This is a genomic window from Rhizobium sp. Root1212 (assembly GCF_001424985.1).
GTDB lineage: Bacteria > Pseudomonadota > Alphaproteobacteria > Rhizobiales > Rhizobiaceae > Pararhizobium.
Window position 1 is genome coordinate 40,082 of sequence record NZ_LMDA01000002.1, and the last position, 19,835, is coordinate 59,916.

General features: G+C 61.7%; 16 protein-coding genes and 1 pseudogene. 8 read left to right on the forward strand and 9 right to left on the reverse strand.

Features of this window, described 5'->3' with window-relative positions; translation table 11 throughout:
• The first annotated feature begins 507 nt into the window (after positions 1-507).
• The 3 genes from repA to repC all read left to right on the forward strand — a co-directional run bounded on the left by repA (position 508) and on the right by repC (position 4,095).
• A complete protein-coding gene (gene repA / locus ASC86_RS07285; RefSeq protein ID WP_056318484.1) occupies positions 508-1,710 on the forward strand; it encodes a plasmid partitioning protein RepA in 1,203 nt (400 codons plus the stop codon).
• 45 nt (positions 1,711-1,755) lie between these two features.
• On the forward strand, positions 1,756-2,730 hold the full coding sequence (gene repB / locus ASC86_RS07290; protein WP_244477551.1) for a plasmid partitioning protein RepB: 975 nt from the start codon (positions 1,756-1,758) through the stop codon (positions 2,728-2,730).
• Positions 2,731-2,880: 150 nt separating this feature from the next.
• Positions 2,881-4,095 (forward strand): plasmid replication protein RepC, encoded by a 1,215-nt coding sequence (gene repC, locus ASC86_RS07295; protein ID WP_056318490.1) that lies wholly within the window; start codon positions 2,881-2,883, stop codon positions 4,093-4,095.
• A 153-nt stretch (positions 4,096-4,248) separates the two neighbouring features.
• Here repC and ASC86_RS07300 read toward each other — a convergent pair whose 3' ends face one another.
• Positions 4,249-5,433 (reverse strand): M20 aminoacylase family protein, encoded by a 1,185-nt coding sequence (locus tag ASC86_RS07300; protein WP_056318498.1) that lies wholly within the window; start codon positions 5,431-5,433, stop codon positions 4,249-4,251.
• Positions 5,434-5,728: 295 nt separating this feature from the next.
• Here ASC86_RS07300 and ASC86_RS24985 point away from each other — a divergent pair.
• Positions 5,729-6,168 (forward strand): annotated as a pseudogene (locus ASC86_RS24985) (trehalose utilization protein ThuA); the annotation flags it as partial.
• A 54-nt stretch (positions 6,169-6,222) separates the two neighbouring features.
• Here ASC86_RS24985 and ASC86_RS07305 read toward each other — a convergent pair.
• Positions 6,223-7,335 carry an ROK family transcriptional regulator gene (locus ASC86_RS07305; protein WP_200943785.1) on the reverse strand — a complete coding sequence of 371 codons (1,113 nt, stop codon included), beginning with the start codon at positions 7,333-7,335 and terminating at the stop codon, positions 6,223-6,225.
• 131 nt (positions 7,336-7,466) lie between these two features.
• On the opposite strand from ASC86_RS07305, the gene ASC86_RS07310 reads away from it, so the two are divergent.
• The 4 genes from ASC86_RS07310 (at position 7,467) to ASC86_RS07325 (ending at position 12,276) form a co-directional block, all read left to right on the forward strand.
• A complete protein-coding gene (locus tag ASC86_RS07310; RefSeq protein ID WP_244477552.1) occupies positions 7,467-8,456 on the forward strand; it encodes an extracellular solute-binding protein in 990 nt (329 codons plus the stop codon).
• Positions 8,457-8,517: 61 nt separating this feature from the next.
• Positions 8,518-9,600: an ABC transporter ATP-binding protein gene (locus tag ASC86_RS07315; protein ID WP_056318508.1), complete on the forward strand. Its 1,083-nt coding sequence runs from the start codon at positions 8,518-8,520 to the stop codon at positions 9,598-9,600.
• Positions 9,597-11,270 carry an iron ABC transporter permease gene (locus ASC86_RS07320; protein WP_056318512.1) on the forward strand — a complete coding sequence of 558 codons (1,674 nt, stop codon included), beginning with the start codon at positions 9,597-9,599 and terminating at the stop codon, positions 11,268-11,270. Before ASC86_RS07315 ends, ASC86_RS07320 begins: the two co-directional genes overlap by 4 nt.
• Positions 11,271-11,295: 25 nt before the next feature.
• On the forward strand, positions 11,296-12,276 hold the full coding sequence (locus tag ASC86_RS07325; protein WP_056318515.1) for a protein phosphatase 2C domain-containing protein: 981 nt from the start codon (positions 11,296-11,298) through the stop codon (positions 12,274-12,276).
• A gap of 12 nt (positions 12,277-12,288) precedes the next feature.
• On the opposite strand, the gene ASC86_RS25605 is transcribed toward ASC86_RS07325, so the two are convergent.
• The 7 genes from ASC86_RS25605 to ASC86_RS07360 form a co-directional block, all read right to left on the reverse strand.
• Positions 12,289-12,570: a hypothetical protein gene (locus ASC86_RS25605; protein ID WP_056318518.1), complete on the reverse strand. Its 282-nt coding sequence runs from the start codon at positions 12,568-12,570 to the stop codon at positions 12,289-12,291.
• A gap of 67 nt (positions 12,571-12,637) precedes the next feature.
• Positions 12,638-13,453, reverse strand: coding sequence for an HAD family acid phosphatase (locus ASC86_RS07335; protein WP_082509933.1), 816 nt, complete (start codon positions 13,451-13,453; stop codon positions 12,638-12,640).
• A gap of 335 nt (positions 13,454-13,788) precedes the next feature.
• Positions 13,789-14,130, reverse strand: coding sequence for a RidA family protein (locus ASC86_RS07340; protein WP_056318521.1), 342 nt, complete (start codon positions 14,128-14,130; stop codon positions 13,789-13,791).
• A gap of 18 nt (positions 14,131-14,148) precedes the next feature.
• Entirely contained in the window at positions 14,149-15,936 is a 1,788-nt protein-coding gene (locus tag ASC86_RS07345) for an alanine racemase (RefSeq protein WP_056318523.1), read from the reverse strand.
• A gap of 35 nt (positions 15,937-15,971) precedes the next feature.
• The gene (locus ASC86_RS07350; protein ID WP_056318526.1) at positions 15,972-17,219 is read right to left on the reverse strand and encodes a D-amino acid dehydrogenase; all 1,248 of its coding nucleotides are present in this window, start codon (positions 17,217-17,219) and stop codon (positions 15,972-15,974) included.
• 98 nt (positions 17,220-17,317) lie between these two features.
• Entirely contained in the window at positions 17,318-18,337 is a 1,020-nt protein-coding gene (locus ASC86_RS07355) for a C45 family peptidase (RefSeq protein WP_056318530.1), read from the reverse strand.
• Between the two features lie 9 nt (positions 18,338-18,346).
• Positions 18,347-19,801, reverse strand: coding sequence for a biotin carboxylase (locus ASC86_RS07360; RefSeq protein WP_056318731.1), 1,455 nt, complete (start codon positions 19,799-19,801; stop codon positions 18,347-18,349).
• Positions 19,802-19,835: the final 34 nt, after the last annotated feature.

Consider the following 19,835-nt stretch of genomic DNA (forward strand, 5'->3'; position numbering starts at 1 on the left):
CCGCGGCCCATGAAGTGTGAAGGTCGAAACCTCCAGAGGGGAACAGCTGACGCGGCGGCACTGGGAGAAAAGCCGCGCTGTGCATCAACTGAGAGCATGATGCCCGTTTTTTAGCGCCTCGAAAAACATCTATTGTGCAATGCAGCTATGCAATTGCTATGGCGCTCATCGGTGCCGTTCGGTGGCGTTGCTGCGGCAGTTGGTGTTATAAAAAACGCAGCACCGCGATTCGTTGTACATGTACAACATCTGAATGCGCCGCCATCGACGTGCATATGGTGCCCGAACCGATGCTCGCGATCCTATGCGGCGGAATGACGCCCGACGAAGATGAAGTTGTACGTGTACAACCATCTTTGATCATCGTCGGTGGCGGCGGGAAACAATTGTTCGTATTAACTTTTCGTTAACCAAAAATGGTTTGCCCGACTCGGGGAATCGGACTAGCGTGATCAGCGCTTATTCGCGGAAATTTTGCAAAAAAGCGCAGAATTGAGATCGAGGCCGATGATTTTGACACAACCCACGCCAGCTATGAGCGGAAACCTGCGCTCGCTGATCACGTCAGATGCTGACGAATTGATGCGCCAGCTTCAGGCACACCAGCAGCGGACCTTTCCGCCGACGGCGCGCAAGAGCATCCGGAACTTCACGTCCGCGGAGGCTGCCGACTTTATCGGCATCCATCAGGGCTATCTTCGCCAGATCGTCGCCGAGGGCCATGGCCCCGAGCCGAGCGCCAATGGCCGGCGCACCTATTCCGTGGATGACATCGAAGCCCTGCGCAGGCTTCTTGACGAAGGAGGGAAGGGGCCTCGCAAATATATCCGCCATCGGCGCGACGGTGAAAAGCTGCAGGTGATTTCCGTCATGAACTTCAAGGGCGGCAGCGGCAAGACCACCACATCGGCTCACCTTGCACAATTCCTGGCGCTTCGCGGATATCGCACACTGGCGATCGACCTCGATCCGCAGGCGTCGTTGTCCGCCCTGTTCGGCCACCAGCCGGAACTGGATGTCGGGGAAAACGAGACGCTTTACGGTGCGATCCGCTATGACCGGGCACGTCGGGACGTGACCGAAATCGTGCGGGCGACCTACACGCCCAATCTCCATATCATTCCGGGCAATCTGGAGCTGATGGAGTTCGAGCACGAGACGCCGAAGGCGCTGGCGGCCCGCACCGGGACCGATTCCATGTTCTTCGCGCGCATCGGCGATTGCCTCGCCGATATCGAAAGCGCCTATGACGTCGTCGTCATCGATTGTCCGCCGCAACTTGGATTTCTGACGCTTTCGGCGCTTTGCGCGGCGACGGCGGTCCTGATCACCGTTCATCCCCAGATGCTCGACGTGATGTCGATGAGCCAGTTCCTCCAGATGACCGGTGATCTGCTTCAGGTCGTCGAGAACGCCGGCGGGACGATGAACTACGACTGGATGCGCTATCTGGTGACGCGCTTCGAGCCCAATGACGGGCCGCAGGCGCAGATGGCCGGCTTCATGCGTTCGATCTTCGGAAACCGGGTGCTGAGCAACACGATGCTGAAATCGACGGCGGTGTCTGACGCCGGCCTCACCAAGCAAACCCTCTACGAGGTCGATCGCGGCCAATTCACGCGAGGCACCTATGATCGGGCACTTGAATCCCTGACGGCCGTGAACACCGAGATCGAGGATCTCGTCAAGCAAACATGGGGGCGGAAGTAAGCGATGGCCAGAAAGAACATTTTTGGTGCTGAGCCTGAGTTGCCCGTGGGAAATGATGGCGAGGCGATCCCGCTTGCCGATATTCGCCCGCTTGCCAATCTCGAGCGGCCGTTGCGCCGTTCAGGTCCCGTGGGCGCCTTTTCGCAGTCGCTCGGTAATATCTCCGAGAAGGCGCAGCGTGCCGAAGACCTCGAAAAGAAGCTCGCCCATAGCCAGGCGATTGTCGATCTAGACCCCTCGGTGATCGATAGCTCCTTTGTTCCCGATCGGCTTGCCGGCGATTCCGATGGTCTCGATATGTTGGTAAACCAGATCAGGGAGCATGGGCAGCAGGTTCCGATCCTCGTTCGCCCCCATCCCGATAGCGATGGACGCTATCAGGTCGCCTACGGGCATCGCCGCCTCGCGGCGATCAGGAAGATCGGCGGCGTGGTCAAGGCGGTTATCCGCGCGCTGACGGATGAACAGCTCGTCGTCAGCCAGGGGCAGGAGAACAATGCCCGGACCGATCTCTCCTACATCGAGCGGACTTTCTTTGCGCTGCGGCTTGAACGGCGCGGGTTTGGCAGGGATATTATCATGTCCTCCCTCGGGGTGGACAAGGCGGCATTGTCGCGCATGATTGCGCTCGCGGTAAGCTTGCCGGATGAACTGATCGAAGCGATCGGGCCGGCGCCCGGATATGGGCGCACACGGTGGGCGGAACTCGCCGAGCTGATCGAAAACCCGGCGAAAAAATCCAAGGCCTTGAAGCTGATCCATGCCGACGGCTTTGCAGTCCTGTCGTCGGACGAACGCTTCGAGCATGTTTTCGAACAACTGCGGACGGTCAAGCCGAAAGGCCGGAGCGAGCAGTGGAAGGCGGGCGGCTCGAAGGCCGTGAAGATCACGGAAACTGATGCCAGCCTCACTTTGAACTTCAACAAGGCCGTGTTGCCGGATTTCGGCGCCTTCGTCGAACAGCGGCTAAACGGTCTCTACGAGGAATTTCTGGAGCGGAAAAAGGAGCTTAAGGCTTAAAAGAAAAAGGCCCCCAAACGTCGCCGTCGTGGAAGCCTCTCTCGTATTCTCTAGCAAGGTCGAGAATCGCATTTCCATGAATCACAGTCAAGAGTCTTTGGCGCCGTTTTGGTGAGCGGATTTCTTTTGCCTCGAGAAAGGTGAAAGAAAATGCGGAATGGACATGTGACGACGCCATTTGGGCGGCGATCGATGACGCTTGCCTTGGTGAAGGGCCAGCTCGATACGGCTGCGGTTGATGCAACCTGCGGGGTCGAGAAATGGAAAATCTATCGCGACGTATGTGAGGCCCGCGAAATCCTCGGTTTGCACGACCGGCAACTCGCCGTCCTCAACGCGCTTTTGTCGTTTTATCCTCAGGCGGAACTTTCCGAGGAAAACGGCTTGGTGGTCTTTCCGTCAAACGCGCAGCTTTCGGTGCGTGCGCACGGCATTTCCGGAAGCACGCTTCGGCGCTGTCTCTCTGCTTTGGTCGAGGCAGGCCTCATTCACCGCCGCGATAGCCCGAACGGGAAACGCTATGCACATCGGGACAGGGCAGGGCAGGTCGAAGAAGCTTTTGGCTTCAGCCTTGCTCCGTTGCTGGCGCGCGGCAGCGAACTTTCGCATCTCGCCCAGAAGGCGGCCGACGACTTGCGCCTTTTCCGCCGGACTAAGGAAGCGCTAAGCATTTGCCGCCGCGATGTGCGCAAAATGATCACAGCGGCGATGGAGGAGGGGGCTGATGGCGACTGGTCGGCAATAGAGGAGCATTTCATTGCGCTTGTCGGCCGTCTGCCTCGGTCGCCCAAGCACGAAGACGTCGCGTCCGTTCTCGAGGACATGGCGATGCTTCGCGATGAAATCGTCAACATCCTGGAAATGCAGCTGAAACCGCAAGATATGCACGCCAATGATGGTCATCATGACCGTCACATACAGAATTCAAAACCCGACTCTAACCATGAACTTGAACCTAGCTCTGAAAAAGAGCAGGGCGAGGGATCGAGCCCTGAAACGAGACGGAGGGCCGAGCCGTTGAAGGCGTTCCCGCTCAGCATGGTGATGAAGGCTTGCCCGCAGATTGCGGATTATGCATCAGGCGGCCAGATTTCGCATTGGCGCGACCTGATGGCAGCGGCGGTGGTGGTTCGCTCGATGCTGGGCGTCAGCCCGTCGGCGTATCAGGAGGCGTGCGAGATCATGGGGGCTGAAAACGCTGCCGTCGCCGTCGCCTGCATCCTTGAGCGGACGGAGCATATCAATTCTGCGGGGGGATATCTGCGAGACTTGACCCGAAAAGCAGCGCGCGGCGAATTCGCTCTCGGCCCCATGCTGATGGCTGCAATGCGGGCGAATACCGGAACCGACAGGCGAAGCGCATAATCTGAGTGTCCGATTACTGAATTTTTGGCGATCGGATCGCGATACAGACGTCGTTTCGGGCGGATGGCAGCCTAGAAGAGTGGAGGGGAGGGGGTTTTCTTCGTGCTGTCATAGTCCGGGAGGCCGCACCCATCGGATGCGGCTCGGCTTGGTTCAATCTGCCGTCGTTTTGCCAAGCCGTTGCTGGACCAGTGCCAGCCAGTAGCGCAGGCCGTGGACGATGGCATCGTCGTTGAAGTCGTAGGCCGGGTTGTGTAGGTCTGCGCTATCGCCGTTGCCGAGCCAGATGAAGGCGCCGGGGCGTTTCTCCAGCATGTAGGAGAAATCTTCCGAGCCCATGGTCTGCGGGTGGTCATCATCGACATTGGCGGCGCCTGCGACCGTCCTGGCCGCGGCGGCCGCGAGCTTTGTCTTTTCCGGGTCATTCACGGTGACCGGATAGCCCGGCCGCCAGTCGATTTCGGCCTCGGCGGAAAAGAGCTTGGCCGTCATCGTCACGACATCGCGGAAGCGTGCTTCCACAGCCGCTCGGGTCTTCGGCTGCATGGTGCGGATGGTGCCGCCGATCCTCACCGCCGCGGGAATGACGTTCAATGCCCTGTCGCTGCCGGCCTCGACATAGGTGAGCGAGAGCACGACGGAATCCAATGGATCGGTAAAGCGAGAGGCGATGGTCTGCAATGCGGTAATCATGTGCCCCATGGCCACGACCGGATCATGGCTGAGATGAGGGGAAGCGGCATGGCCACCCTTGCCGATGATCGTGATGACGAAACGATCGCCGCCAGCCATGACGGGGCCGCTGCGAGTGGCGAACGAGCCGACGGCGAGGCCCGGTTCATTGTGCATACCGTAGACTTCCTCGATGCCGAAGCGTTCGAGCAGGCCTTCTTCGATCATCAACCGCCCGCCACCGCCGCCCTCTTCCGCGGGCTGGAAGACCAGCACGACTTTGCCGGCAAAATCACGGGTTTCGGCAAGCCGTCGGGCGGCAGCCAGCAGCATAGCGGTATGGCCGTCATGCCCGCAGGCATGCATCATGTTTTCGACCTTCGAAGCGTAGGGCAGGTTGGTTTGCTCAGCCATCGGCAACGCATCCATGTCGCAGCGCAGCGCGATCGTACGGCCCGGCCCGTTCTTGCCTTTGATGACGGCGACGACACCGGATTTCGCAATGCCGCCGACAACGTCGTCGCAACCGAATTCCGTCAGCTTCTGCGTCACCAGCGCCGCAGTTTTTGGAAGATCGAACAGCAGTTCCGGATGCTGATGGATCGTCCGGCGCCAGGCTTTGGCTTCTTCTGCCAAAGCCGAGAGGGAAGGGGCGTCAAAGGTCATGGAGTGTCTCCGAACATCAGGCTAATGGGCCTTCGCGAACGGCGAAGCGGCCCGGATCAAAGTCCAGTGTTCGAAACTATCCGCAAACGGGCTGGTTTCAACTGGCTTTGCATGAGAGAGAGAGAGAGAGAGAGCAATGATGCTGTAGCCGACTACGCTATATCCAAGACAACGGATAATGCAACATTATCCATCATTCTAGAAATATGTAAAAATGTGCGGTTTTACTTAAAATGTAAATCAAAAGTGCATCTATTATATAGCTCGTTCGGCATGGGTTCCACATGCACTGCTCCAGCAGTGCGTTCTCAAGAGCATGGCTCTTTTCATTCTGCCTTCCGGGCATTACTCGAAGCTGTTCCGGCGATAGATGGGCATGAACGTCAATCTTTTCTGGCTGGACCTGCCGGAGGGTGACCTCGAACGAGTCTGGGTGATTAAGCCGTCGCATCCGATCACCGAGGGCCTGCCACCGTATTTCGAGGCCTCGGAAATGTGCGGCGAGCCCTTCGACAATCCGACGCTGGATGAACTGACCTTCATCGCCTGGTATTCGGCGACGAGGTCTTTCGCAGCGGTGGCACTTTACAGAGCGGTCGCATCTTCTTCTTCAACCCCGGCCGCGAGACCTATCTGGTTGTCGTCAAGGTCATCTCGAACGGCATTCGCCGGGCGAACCAGAAGCATACGGATGGCCGGATTCCGGAGAACTGCCACTGGAAGGAGTCGCTGTATGACAAGACCGCGCCGAACTTTGGTGACGGGCGTTCGCTCGACTTTGCAACGCTATCAGACGCTCAGCGCCGAATTCGTTTGAAAATAGGCCGGAAGTGCCGCCGCACCCATTTGCGGCTTGCTGTCGACTGCTGCGCGCAGGAAGGCGGGCGGCTGGTGGACGTAGTCCTCGTCGAGATCGGTCAGGGCCGATAGCGCCCCGCAGATGCGGTCGAGGATGGGGTTCGGCAGGCGGCCGCCGATGACGATGGCGTCGGGTGCGAAGGTCCGCATGATCACAAGGCTCAGCCAGCGCAGTTGTTCGACTGCGCGTTCCGTCCACTCCGCCACGATCGGGCCGGCCAGGATGTCCGGCTCGATATCTTCGAGGCGGGACGTCGGCTTGCCGGCGCGCGTCAGCGTGTCGAGCAGGTCCTGCCCGGAGGGGCGGGGCTTGGACTTCGGAAACAGGCCGCCGAATTCGGCGGAGGTCAGGTCGCGGCCGAGATAGAGGCTGTGATCGATCACGGCGGCGCCGCCGATGCCGTAGGACAGCCAGACATAGCAGAAATTATGAATCGGCTTGCAGACGCCGAACAGAAGCTCCGCGAGACAGGCTGCCTTGGCGTCGTTGAGCTGATGCACCGGCATGCCGAAGAACGGCTCCAGATCCTTGCGTGCGTCGATGTCCGGCCAGTCCGCCAGATAGGTGGTGCGCAGCACCTTGCCCGGCATTTCCGTGTGCTGACCCGGATAGCTGATGCCGCAGCCGATGAAATCGTCGGCGGCGAGGCCGAGCCGGTTCATTTGTCCGGCGATCATGCGGCCGGCATCCCCCATCACGGCTTCGAAATGCCGGTCGACGATCGGCTTGGTCTCCTCGGACAGAAGCTCGCCGTGCGAATCGACGAGGCAGGTGAACAGCGTGCCCGGATCGACGAAAACCCCGGCCGACATCAGTCCCTCGCGCCGCAGGCTGACCAGCTTCGACGGGTAGCCGCGCTGGCCCTGCCGGTCGGGGTCCGGCGCTTCCGACAGCAGCCCCTTCTTGAAGAGGTCGTTGACCAGCCGGGTGATGGTCGAGGGCTGGACGTTCAGCGCCGAGGCGATCTGCACGCGCGACATCGCCCCCTCGGACCGCAGCAGGGTCACAAGCCGTTTCGCAGTCTGGTTGATGGTTCCGCTCACGATCACCCCCATAATTGACATTATTATTTTGCGCGACGGAATAAAATAATTGCAATTTAATTTGCGTTATGCAAAATAATAATCGGACCTCGACATGGAGAGTTGGGGACAGAGGAGAAGGAGAGGAATCCATGACAATGAGAAAGATCAGTCTCGGTGCGGTTTTCGGCGTGATCGCCGGCCTGTTTGCGTCGTCGGCTTTGGCCGACGGTGTCGTTAATGTGTACACGGCGGCACCCCAGAACTTCATCGACGAGATGGTTCCGGTCTTCGAGGCCGCCACCGGCACGAAGGTCGAGGTCATCAAGGCCGGCTCCGGCGAGCTTCTGAACAGGCTCACGGCAGAATCCGCCAAGCCGGTCGCCGACGTGCTGTGGTCCGTCGATGGAACCGTGGTCGATTTCAACAAGACGCTGTTCGAGCCCTACACCTCGGTCAATGACGCGGCCGTGCTGCCGTCGATGAAGAAGAGCGACCTGTGGTCGCCTTTCACCGCGGTCGTCACCTGCTTCATCGTCAATGAATCGAAGCTCGACGGCGCTCCGGTTCCGCAGAGTTGGGCCGATCTCGCCAAGCCCGAATACAAGGGTGTGATCTCGGTGGCGCGCGCCGACAAGTCCGGCTCCGCCTATATCCAGTACGCCACCGTGCTGCAGGCCTTCAGCGACGAAGCGGCCGGCATGGAGAAGTACAAGGAGATGCTGGCCAACTTCGTGCTCTCCGACAGCTCGGGCGCCGTGCCGCGTCTGGTCAATGACGGCGAGCTGGCGGTTGGCGTCACGCTTGAAGACGCTGCGTTGCGCTACAAGGAAGGCGGCGGTCCGGTCCAGCTGGTCTACCCGTCTGAAGGTACTGCCGTCGCTCCGGATGCCGTTGCCCTGATCAAGGGTGCGCCGAACCCGGACAATGCCAAGGCGTTCATCGACTTCATTCTGTCGACCGAAGGCCAGGAGATCGTTGCCAAGCTCGGTCGTCGTCCGGTTCGCGGCGACGTCAAGTCCAATGCGGCGCTGGCGCCGCTCTCCGAAATCAAGGACATCAACTACGATTTCGAGTGGGCCGCCAAGGAGCGTGACCGTCTGATGAAGACCTGGAGCGACATGGTACTGGACGTCCAGTAACCGGCGTCGAAGCGGCCTGCCGTTCCGGCGGGCCGCTGTCTCAATTCATGTGGAGGGGTAGATGGCTTCGGTCAGCATTATCAATGCGCGCAAGAGCTATGGCGATGTCGTAGCCTTGTCGGACATCAATATCGAAATCGAATCGGGTTCGTTTTATACGCTGCTGGGGCCGTCCGGCTGCGGCAAGACGACGTTGCTGCGAACCATCGCCGGCTTTCACTTCCAGGATTCCGGCAAGATCCTGGTCAATGGCGCTGAAATCCAGGACAAGCCTGCCCACAAGCGAGGCGTCGGCATGGTATTTCAGGATTATGCGGTCTTTCCGCATCTGAGCGTCGAATCGAATGTTGCCTTCGGCCTCAAACAGCGCAAGGTTGCCTCCGCCGAGATCGGCCCGCGCGTGGCCGAGGCGCTGCGCATGGTGCAACTGGAGAATTTCGCCAAGCGCATGCCGCATGCCTTGTCGGGCGGCCAGCAGCAGCGCGTCGGTCTGGCCCGCGCGATGGTGATCAACCCAACGGTCCTGCTGATGGACGAGCCGCTTTCCAACCTCGACGCCAAACTGCGCGTCGATCTGCGCGCCGAGTTGCGCCGTATCCAGCAGAACCTCGGCATGACGACGGTCTACGTCACCCATGATCAGGAAGAGGCGCTCGCCATGTCTGACACGGTGTGCGTCATGTTCGGCGGCGTCATCCAGCAGGCGGCCTCGCCGTTCGAAATCTATCGCCGCCCCGCCAATCGCTTCGTCGCCAATTTCGTCGGCTCCAACAATTTCCTCGCGGCAAAGCTGGAAAACGGACGGGCCATGCTGACGGCGGGCGGTGCAGTCGTCGCCGATGTGATCGATGGGGCCGGTAAGGGCATCGTCGCCTCCGTCCGGCCGGAATCCATCACCGTCGGTCCCGTCTCGGAAAATGCCGGCCGCGACATCTCGGTGCCGGCCCGCGTTCAATATGTCAGCTTCATCGGCCGCGAGGCCGAGGTGCATGGCGTCACCGCCGGGGGCGAGATCATCAAGGCCATCGTCCGGCCGACGCCGCAGGTGCTGAACCTGAAGGACGGCGCGGAAGCCGCGTTCGGCTTCGACCGCGCCGACGTCCTGGTGTTCGAAAACCACGAAACCGGCCGGAGACTGTCATGAGCGCTCAGACACTCTCCGCCCGCATGATCCGGGGTCTCGACTTCTGGACCTTCGTCACCGTCGCCGTCGTCGCCGTTCTCGGGCTGTTGCTGATCCTGCCGATCGCCAGCGTTTTCCTCGTCAGTTTCTTCGACGCCACCACCGGTGAGTTCACCCTCAACAACTACCGCGAAATCTTCACCCGCAACTATTATCTGGCGGGCCTGAAGAACACGATGTTCGTCGGCCTGATGGGCACGCTCGGCGCCTGCCTCATCGGCGTGCCGCTCGCCTTTTTCACCGCCCGCTTCCGGGTCTTCGGCAAGTCGCTGATTTCGACGCTGACCATTCTGGTTCTCGTTGCGCCGCCCTTCATCGGTGCCTACGCCTGGATCATGATGCTGGGCTCGAACGGCTTCATCACCAATTTCTTCGCCAGTATCGGCATAAAGGCGCCGACGATCTACGGGGCGCACGGCGTGATCCTGGTCTTCACGCTCAAGTTCTTCCCCTTCGTCTACCTGATGACGCAGACGGCGCTGAACTCGGTGAACAAGAGCTTCGAGGATGCGGCGCAAAATCTCGGCTGCAACGCGATCGAGCGCTTCTTCAAGATCACCCTGCCGCTGGTCTTCCCGGCCGTCAGCACCGGCGCGATCATCTGCTTCGTGCTGGCGATCGCCGATTTCGGCACGCCGGCCATTCTCGGGCGCGGGTTCCGCACGCTGTCGACCATCGCTTACGCGGCCTATACCTCCGAAATGGGCGGCAAGCCGACCATGGCGGTCACGGTTTCGCTGGTCATGATGGCGATCTCGATCCTCGCCCTTTTTGCGCAGCGCCGCATCCTCTCCAAGCGCCGCTATGCCAGCGCGTTGACCAACCGACCGGTGATCCAGAAGCTCGACGGTCTGCCCAACATCCTGATGCACGCCTATTGCTATGCGGTCGTCATCCTCGCCATGGCGCCGACGCTGGTGGTCATCTACACCTCGTTCCTCGAAACCAAGGGACCGGTGTTTACCGGAGGGTATGGGCTGTCCAGCTATTACCGGGTGCTCTCGGATGCGCCCGAGGCGATCATCAACAGCTTCAAGTTTTCGCTGGTGGCGGTTGCCCTCATCGCCATCACGTCGGGCCTGATCTCGTACCTGATCGTCCGCCGCGACAATGCCTTCTCCGCTGCCATCGACGTGCTGATGATGGTGCCGTATCTGGTGCCGGGCGTCGTCATGGCGATCGGTTTCGTCACCACCTTCCGCACCGAATGGTTCGACCTCACCGGCACGAGCCTGATCATCATCATGATCTTCTTCATCCGCCGGCTGCCCTACGGCGTGCGCTCGACCACGACCAACATGCGCCAGATCAAGCCCTCGATGGAAGAGGCCGCGATCAACCTCGGGGCATCTCCGCTGACGGCCTTCGTCAAGGTGACGATGCCGCTCATCCTGCCCGGCCTGATCGTCGGCTCGTTGATGAGCTTCATCACCGCGATCAACGAGTTGTCGTCGACGCTGATCCTCTACAATTCGGGGACGGTTACGATGCCGGTGAAAATCTACATCTCCGTGCTCGACGGCGAATTCGGGCTTGCGGCGGCCTTGTCGACGATCCTGCTCGTGTGCACCGGCCTGTGCGTCTACGCGGTGTTCCGCTTTGCGGAAGACCGGGAATCCTCGTTCATCTGACCACGTTGAATTCTTCGGAGATATCATGAAAATCTCGGCACTAAGCCTGCCCAAGGACCGGAGCCTGCGCGTTCCGAGCGATGACACGCTGCTGGTCCTTCCGGGCGTCCTCGGGGTGTTCGACGGCGCGACCTCGCCGCAGAAGCATAGCCCCACGGGCGCAAGCTCGGGGCGGATCGCATCCCAGGCGGCGGCCATCGCCGTCGCCTGCCTGGCGCAGGAAGGAGAGCTGCCCACGGCCGCCCCCGCCCGCATCTTCGCCGAAATCAGCGAACGTATTCACGAATCGAGCCAGCGCCGCGGCATGGAGGGCAAGCCTTCGACGACCATGGCGCTTGCCGTGCGCTGCGACGATCATATCCGCTTCCTGCTGGTCGGCGACAGCGGCATCCGGATCAACGCCTCGCGGCTGATCCGCTGCGAGAAGCCGATCGACTCGGTCTCGACGCAGGCGCGACTTGCCGTTTATGCCACGCTGGCCGGACGGCAGGACGATGCCGACGAGATAGAACGGCTGGCCCGGAGCGTCTCGTTCGAAGGCTTCGACCGTGCCGTCGAAACCGGGTTGCTCGCAGCTAATGAAGCCGCGCGCATTCAGGCCGACGTCGCCGGGCGGTTTGCCGGGATTGCGCCGGAAGAAGATGTGCGCCGTTTCCTTGCCAACGGCATCCGCCAGCAATACCGGTTTGCCAACAATGCTGCGCACCCGATGGGCTATTCAACGCTCAACGGCGACGAGACCTGTCTGAAAGATATCATCGACATGCGGCTGCCGCTGGCCGAAGTGGGCTCGATCGAGATCTTTACGGACGGCTATTTCCTGATCCCTGAAAGTGCCTCGATCGATGCCTGGGAAGCGGCGTTTGCCGTCTCCGAGGCCGAGGATTTTGCCAAGCTCGGTCGTTTCGCAAGCGTCAAGGGCTCGACCAGCCGCGAGTTCGCGGACGACCGGGCCGTCATCGTCGCCGACATGGTCAATGGGATCGGGGCGAGCGGACAGCCGTAAGGCGGCCCGCCCTCAGGATGCGGTTTTGTCGAGCACGGCTTGCGCAAGGATTTCGATGCGCAGGCCCTCGGCCAGAAGCTTCTTCACCACGACGGTCGCCCGCACCGGATGAGGCGCCTTGAAAAGCTGCGCCAAGGGCGTCTTCATCCAGGGGCGCCGGAATCTGCCGAGCCTGTTGCGTGCGCCGTTCGGCAGGCTGGTCGACTGGGCTCTGGTCTTGGCGCTCAGGTCTTTCGGGAAACGATAGACTGCGGGTAAGGGGAGGTGGGGTCCCGGTCCGCGTTCGATGCCCATCGTGTTTCCGAAAGATGCGATCGCGGGATGGATGCCTGTCTCCAGAACCCATCCCGCGCTGCTATCGTTATTCTGCGGCTTTCCGAAGTGTAGCGCGGGTTTCCGGCGTATCTTCCGGCTCGGACGTGCCGAAGATCGCGGCCATCCAGTGGCCGTCCGTCGGGTTGGGGAAGAGAATGTACTTGTTGCCGAAGAGCGCCTTGTCTTCTTCCATCTTGGCGATGCGGCCAGGCACGTCACCCTTCAGGTAATATTTACGCCGGAAATCGTTGAGGTTGTCGCCGAGGAAAACCACGACGTCATACTTCGCAAGGATTTCGTCCTGCCGCTTTTCCTTGTTGGAGGTATCGCGCAGAACCGTGAGGTTCTCGGCCTTCAGCGGAAACCCGGCGGCGCGCAGATTGCCGGTCACGAACTCGGTCGTCTTTTCGCCCTGGTCGCGGCTGGTGACGTAGAAGATCTCGACGCCCTTTTCCTCGGCATACTTCAGGAAATCGACGGAACCGGGCGATGCCACGAACTCGTTCTTCGGTACCCAGGCATCCCAGGTCGGGTCGTCGAAGAATGCCTTGTCTTCCTTGACGATCATCCGCCAGTAGGGCAGCGGCAGCAGCACGGTATCGTCGATGTCGGTCACGATCGCGAGCGGCTTGTCTCCGTCCTTATGCTTGGCCAGCGCCGCATCGAGCCTTTCCCTGGCGATATTGAAGCCCTGGTAATAGAGGGCCCGGTATTCGGCCGCGGTCTGTTTCCAGGCGGTCGCGTAGAGCAGGGGATTGGCGGCGGCGTCGGCGGCAGTGCCGAGCTGGGGCAGGGTGGCGCAACCGGCGACCAGCGCTGCGGCGAATGCCAGGCCTTTTACGGGGACGTTGAATGCGGGCACGAAAATTCCTCCATTGTCGTGATTTTATCCCGCTCCTTCACCCACGGCGGGGGGAGAAAGAGCGGACATCCAGCTTAGCGGCATCGTAGCAAAAGGTGCATTTGAATTGGGGGCCTCTAGAGAAATCTGCTGCTGTTGGAAGGCATTAGGGCGATAAAATCTGCTGCGTGCGATTGTCGGGGTCGAAGACGAGCCGCATCGTCATCGTTTGCAGGCCTTCCTGAGATTGCCGTTTATGGCTTATCGTCAAGGCTCGTTCACGGATGGGGCTGGCCAATCCCGGAAAAGAACCGAGGGCGGCATAGGCCGCCCCGGTTCCCGACCCATGCGAAGGGTCAGATAAGCGCAGTGACCTGGATTTCGACCAGCAGCTCCGGCGCCGCAAGGCGGGCTTCCACCGTGGCGCGGACCGGCAGGTTGTTCTTGTCGATCCACTGGTCCCAGACCGCGTTCATCTGGTCGAAATGGGCGATGTCGCGCAGCCAGATATTGGCGCTGATCAGCTTGGCCTTGGAGGTGCCGGCTTCAGCCAGCAGGCCGTCGATCTGGGCGACGATGTCGCGGGCCTGGGTGGCGGTGTCAGGGCCGTCGCCGGTAATGCCGGCTGTCGTGACGATGTTGTTGACGACGACGGCTTCGCAGAAGCGGGCGCCGGGCTTGATACGCTTGATCATCAGTGTCTCCTGTTGTTGTGATCAGAGAATGGTCTTGCCGAAGGCCGAGAGAATGAAATTGGCGCATTCCGCGACGATCGGCGAGGGCAGGGCCGCGTCGATGCCGGAGATGCTGAGCGAGCGCAGCTTGCCGCTGAGCGCCGCCATTTCCATGGCCGAATGGGTTTCACGCACGGTGATGCCGCCGATGCCGCCGCTCCAGCCCGACATATCGGTTGCCGTCGGCGAATAGCAGAGATGGAAGCCCCGCGTGCCCGCCGAGGCGATCGCAATCGCATCGCGCATGGCCTGGCGCAGGCCGACGGCATCGATCTCCGACATGGGAAAGACGCGCATGCGGGTGGCTTTCAGCGCCGCCACCTCTTCGGGGGCGGCATTGCGCAGGCCGATCAGCACGATGTTTTCCGGCGCGACATGCGGCGGCAGCCGGGTCAGCATGCGGCGCAACGTTGCATTGTCCGCCGGCGGAGCGGTGTCGTCGCTATCCGGCATCATCGCGGCATCGGAATCGATCCAGATGACACCAAGCGCATCATGCAACTGCCCGGCCGCCTCGACATGCGGCAGGAGATCGCGGCGATGACCGCAGATCGAAAGGGAAACCGCCTGTTCGTCCTCGCGGTGCACGAAGCCCAGGTGCTCGATGCGCTCGGCAACGCCCTGAACGACCATCAGCGCGCCGCCGACGGCGTCCGCGGTGATCGCATATGCCCTGCCTTCGCCCGTCTCGCGCACATCCAGCATCGGAACCTTCTCCACATATTCTGATGTCATCACCGTCAGCATCGCGCCGTAGTTCATGCGGAAGCTGACATTCTCGCCGACCTTCAAGGGCGGGTCCGCATCGGTCAGGTCGAGCACCAGATGGTCGCTGGAGGCGCCGAGCACGCGCACCCCCGGCCGCGTCGGGATCAGCCCCTCGGCGATGACATCCTCGCGGCCGATATTGGCGATGCCGCGCAGCCGGTCGCCCTCGTCGACGAAGACGGGGACGTTGCCGAAGGCATCGATGCCCGACTGGCCGATCGGCATGGAGGGCTTGATCTTCACCTCCAGAAGCTCGCCGGTGAGTTCGAAGGCGTCCCGGTCGAGCGCCTGCCAGGGCTCGGTGAGGAAGGTGTCGCGGCCGCCCTGCAGGATGGCCTCGCCGATGCGCAAGTTGTTGATGCCGGCCGGCATGCCGCCGGCCAGAAGCAGCGGCAGCGAGGAGGAGTTCCCGCCGGACACCCAGTCGAGCGGCCGGCCGAGGATGCACTCCACCTTGTAGGCATGGGAGACCAGCTGGGTGAGGTTGTCCTGCGTCGGCACGATGGCGCCGAAGCAGGTGAGATTGGTGCCCACACCGGCGATCCGCACGCCGGGCAGCGTCAGCACTTCCTCGACCGTGGACACCAGATCGTTGGGCCAGATGCCTTCGCGCAGGTCCCCGAGGTCGATCATCAGGATGACGTCGTGCACCCGCCCGAGCCGCTCGGCGACGCGCGATATCTCGCGCATCAGCTGCAGCTCGGATTGCAGGCTGATATCGACGCTGCGCACCAGCTCCTCGACGCGCGTCAAGGGCGGGCTGCGCAGCAGCATGATCGGGCAATCGATGCCGGCGTCGCGCAGGCGGCGGATATTCTCGAAGCGGGATTCGGCGATGCCGGCGACGCCGCCGCGCAGCATGGCGCGCGCCACCTGCGGCATGCCGCAGGTGCCCTTGGTCACGCCGAAGGGTGTGATGCCGGAGTGGCGGCAGAGATCGACGACCGTGCGGGCATTGTGCTCGATACGGGCGAGATCGATGGAGACTTGCGGATCGGACATGGCAATCCTTCGTGTGTCGCTTTTCCTGGGAATGCTCAGTTTTTGTAGAGCAGGCCCGTCGTGTCGATGTCGGGCTTGCGGCCGGAAACCAGGTCCGCGACGAGCTTTCCGGAGCCGCAGGCCATGGTCCAGCCGACATGGCCGTGGCCGGTGTCGAGGAAGAGGTTTTCGTAGCGCGCCCGTCCATGCACCGGCACCGAGGCCGGCATCATCGGCCTGAGGCCGGACCAGAGCACGGCCTTGGTCTCGTCGATCGCGCCGGGGAAAAGATCGTGCGCCGTGCGGAACATGGTCTTGAAATCGGCGGGCTTGAAGGAGCGGTCATAGCCGGCGAACTCCGCCGTGGAGGCAAGCCGCAGGCGATTGCCGAGGCGGGAATAGGCGATCAGCCGGTCCTCATCGACGCCGCCCATGGTCGGCCCCTTGTCCTCGTCGATCGGTAGCGTCGCCGTATAGCCCTTCACGGGATAGACGGGCACGTCGATGCCGATCTTGCGTGCCAGCAGTGAACTTTCCGGGCCGAGCGACAGCACGACGGCATCGCAGGCGACCGGCCCCTTGTCCGTCAGCACCGCCTTGACGCGGTTGCCCTGAATATCGAGACCGGTAACGGTCGTCTTGAAGCGGAATTCGACGCCGTGGCGTGCGCTCGCCTGTTCGGCAAGGCTCCGGGTGAAGAGCGAGGAATCGCCCGTCTGGTCCATCGACGAATAGACGCCGCCGGCAAGCTGGTGTTTTACCGCCGCAAGGCCCGGTTCCAGCGCCACCAGCCGCTCGCGATCCACCACTTCGATGGCAAGCCCCCGGTCGGCGATGTACTGCATATGCTTGGCGCCGGCATCCATGCTCTGCTGCGAGCGGTAGAAATAGAGAATGCCCTTGCGCCGGTCGTCGTAGGAGATGCCGGTCTCCTCCTGCAGGGCGTTGATGCACTGGCGGGCATAGAAGGCGAGCCGGAGCTTCACCTCGGTATTGGCATCCGCGCGCGATTGCGTGCACTGCATCAGGAAGCGCAGGCACCAGGAGATGAACTGCGGATCGAGGCTGAAGCGCACCTTGATGCCGAGATCGGAGCGGAACATCGACTTGATGAAGGTGGTGAGGGCGGCCGGCGAGGCCCAGGCAGTGGAATCGCCGGGCGAAACGAGGCCGGCATTGCTCTGGCTGGTGCCGCGCGCCACGTCCTCGTGACGGTCCAGCACGATCACCTCATGGCCATCCTTCGAGAGGTACCATGCCGCCGCCGTGCCGACGACGCCGGCCCCCAGAACGACTATTTTCATTTCAAGCCTCCCTTACCCCGGAAACCGCCCGCTTTACGAACCGGCTCCAGCCTCTCTGTCTGCCTGCAATTTTCTCTGTTGCCGATACCGGAACCGGCTCAGCTACTGACGGCGCCCTGTTTGAAGGTTGGCGCGAAGCCGCCGGAATCGCCGTCGTTGAAGCGGATGGTGCGGACCTCGTCCTCGAAGGTCTCGCAGGATTGCCGCCAGACCGCACCCGGCCACACCAGTTCCACCGAGGCGTCGAGCGGTTTGTAGACGGCCGTGTAGAGCGTGCCGTAGCCGCGCCCGTAGGAGGTCTGGTAGACCGGCGGATGCAGGAAGCTCGCCAGGACCTTCTTGCTATCGGTCGATCCGGCCAGCGCCTTTTCGAGCGCCTTCTCCCGCTCCACCGACTTGGTGGTCTCGGCATGCCGCGTCCATTCCACCCCATGCTGGTGATTGGTGCTGACACAGCGCTCCACCACTTCGGCAGGCCGGTCCGGATTGACATAGACGGTCGCATGGCGGCCCGTCCGGTCGATGACGGCGATGGAATAGGACATATGCACGGGGACGCGCTGGAGTATCGCCACAGCCTCGGCGGTATTGCTGGCGAATTCCAGCACATAGCGCAGCACCACCGGAATGCCGAAGCCCTGCCCTGCCGCGGTACGTCCGCCGAAGGACAGCGAAACTGCAAGGCCGTCCTCGTTGATGCCGTCGAGCACGCCCCACAGGCAATCGACCACCGCGACCACCCGCTTGCCGTTGAAGCGGGAGGCGAGCCAGGTGCCTTCGAGAAGCCGCGGGCTGTAGTCGTAGTTGCGGATCAGCGCCGGTTCCGCGCCGGTGACGATCGCCTGCGAACACCCGCCCACATAGAAGGGCGGTCGCCACATCGAGAGGAAACGGGCTTCCAGATCGCCGCCGCCGGCCGCCTCGACGATCGCCTCGTAGGTCGGCAGCAGTTCCGGCATATGCGCCCGCAACGCCTTCAGGCTTTCCAGATAGGTGGCGCGGGTACGCACCCCGTCGCGCACGAACCAGCGGCTGTAGGCGTGCCAGTGGCGATCGAACACCCGGCGCCACTTGGGGCCGGGCATGTCTTCGTCGATGGCTTCAAACAGAAGATCCATGATACCCCACTACAGGATTTTGAACGAGCCGGCGTCGGGCGCCTCCTCGCGCTGAACTTCCGTCAGCGGCTTGCTGGCATATAGGCGCTTGATGCCCTTGATCCAGTTGCTGGCGCGTTCGTTCAGCTCGAATTCGTCGTTCATCACCCGGCCGCGCGTGATCAGGATGCCGAGATCGGCACCTTCGTAGCGATAGTCGCCGGGGCCGGTGATGCGCAGGAAGAAGGCTTCCTGCTCGTTCTCGATCGCCTGGCGGTGATAGTCGAACCGGTCATAGGAGACGCTGCCGTCCGGCGCCATGCGGTAGATGCCCGACGACGGCGCATGGGTGACGATGTCGACGATATCCTCGGTCGACTTGATGACCACCTGCGACCACGAGTCGATAAATTCTTTTCGCGCCCAGCGGTCGTTCAGTTCCTCGACGTCGATCTTGTACTCGATGCCGGAGAATTCCATCAGGTGGAACAGGAACAGCGGCGCGTCGGCATAGGCGAAGGCGGCGTGGTTGGTCATAGAACTGGCGCCGCAGATGCGCGGGTTCAACTCGCCGAGATAGACCTCGTTGTCCTCGATGTCGATGAGGAAATCGAGGTCGAAGTAACCGCGATAGCCTTCCTCGCGGAGCTGGTTGCCGAAGCGGTAGGCCATGTCGCGCGCCTTGGCGCGGATTTTCTCCGAGAACGCGCCCGGAAAGATCTCGTTGCCGCACCAGCCGCCCTTGTAGGGCGTCAGCGCCGGCTGGCCGACGACTTCGGTCAAAAGCGGGCCGACGAGCGTGCCCGAGGCCGTGGTGCAGGCCTCCATGGTCGCGCCGCGGCACTTGATGCGCTTCATGATCTTGACTTCGTCTTCCGCTGAAATCTCCGCCGCATGACGGTTGTAGTCCTCCTCGCTGGCGATGAAGAAGGTGGTGTGGCCGCTGTCGCCGAAGGCGGTCTGCACGACGAGGTCATTGCCGATGCCGGCCTTCCTGGCCGAGGACAGCAGCTCCTCATAGGTGCGGGCGGGGGCGAGCGTGTTCGGCACCGAGGGCACATCCGCCTTGTTGCCGATGCGCACCGTCTCCATCTTGTTGTCGCAGCGCTGGCGCAGCTTGGCCGCCGGGAACCAGACCTCGATGCCGAGGTCCCTGCAGATCTCCTCGGTCGTCTCGTCGAACATCAGGAAGGTGGCCACCGCGCGGCCGCCGCGCTTGGTGATGTAGTCGATGACTTCCTTGTGCTGCAGCAGGTAGTTGTTGATGTCCTCGATGCTCTCGAATTCGGCATGGGGTATTTCTGAGGGGACGAAGACATTCGGGTGGCGACCGTCGAAGCAATCGATATAGCTCACGAACTTGAAATTCCGCACCCACTCGTCGATGCCGATCAGGTTGAAGTTCGTCGCGGAGATGAAATAGATCGGGCGTTCGTTGCGGTGCATGACGACGCGCAGGTCGGCCACGTTGCGAATGGTTTCCATGATGTACCCCTGATGTTTCTTCGATTGCGTCTTG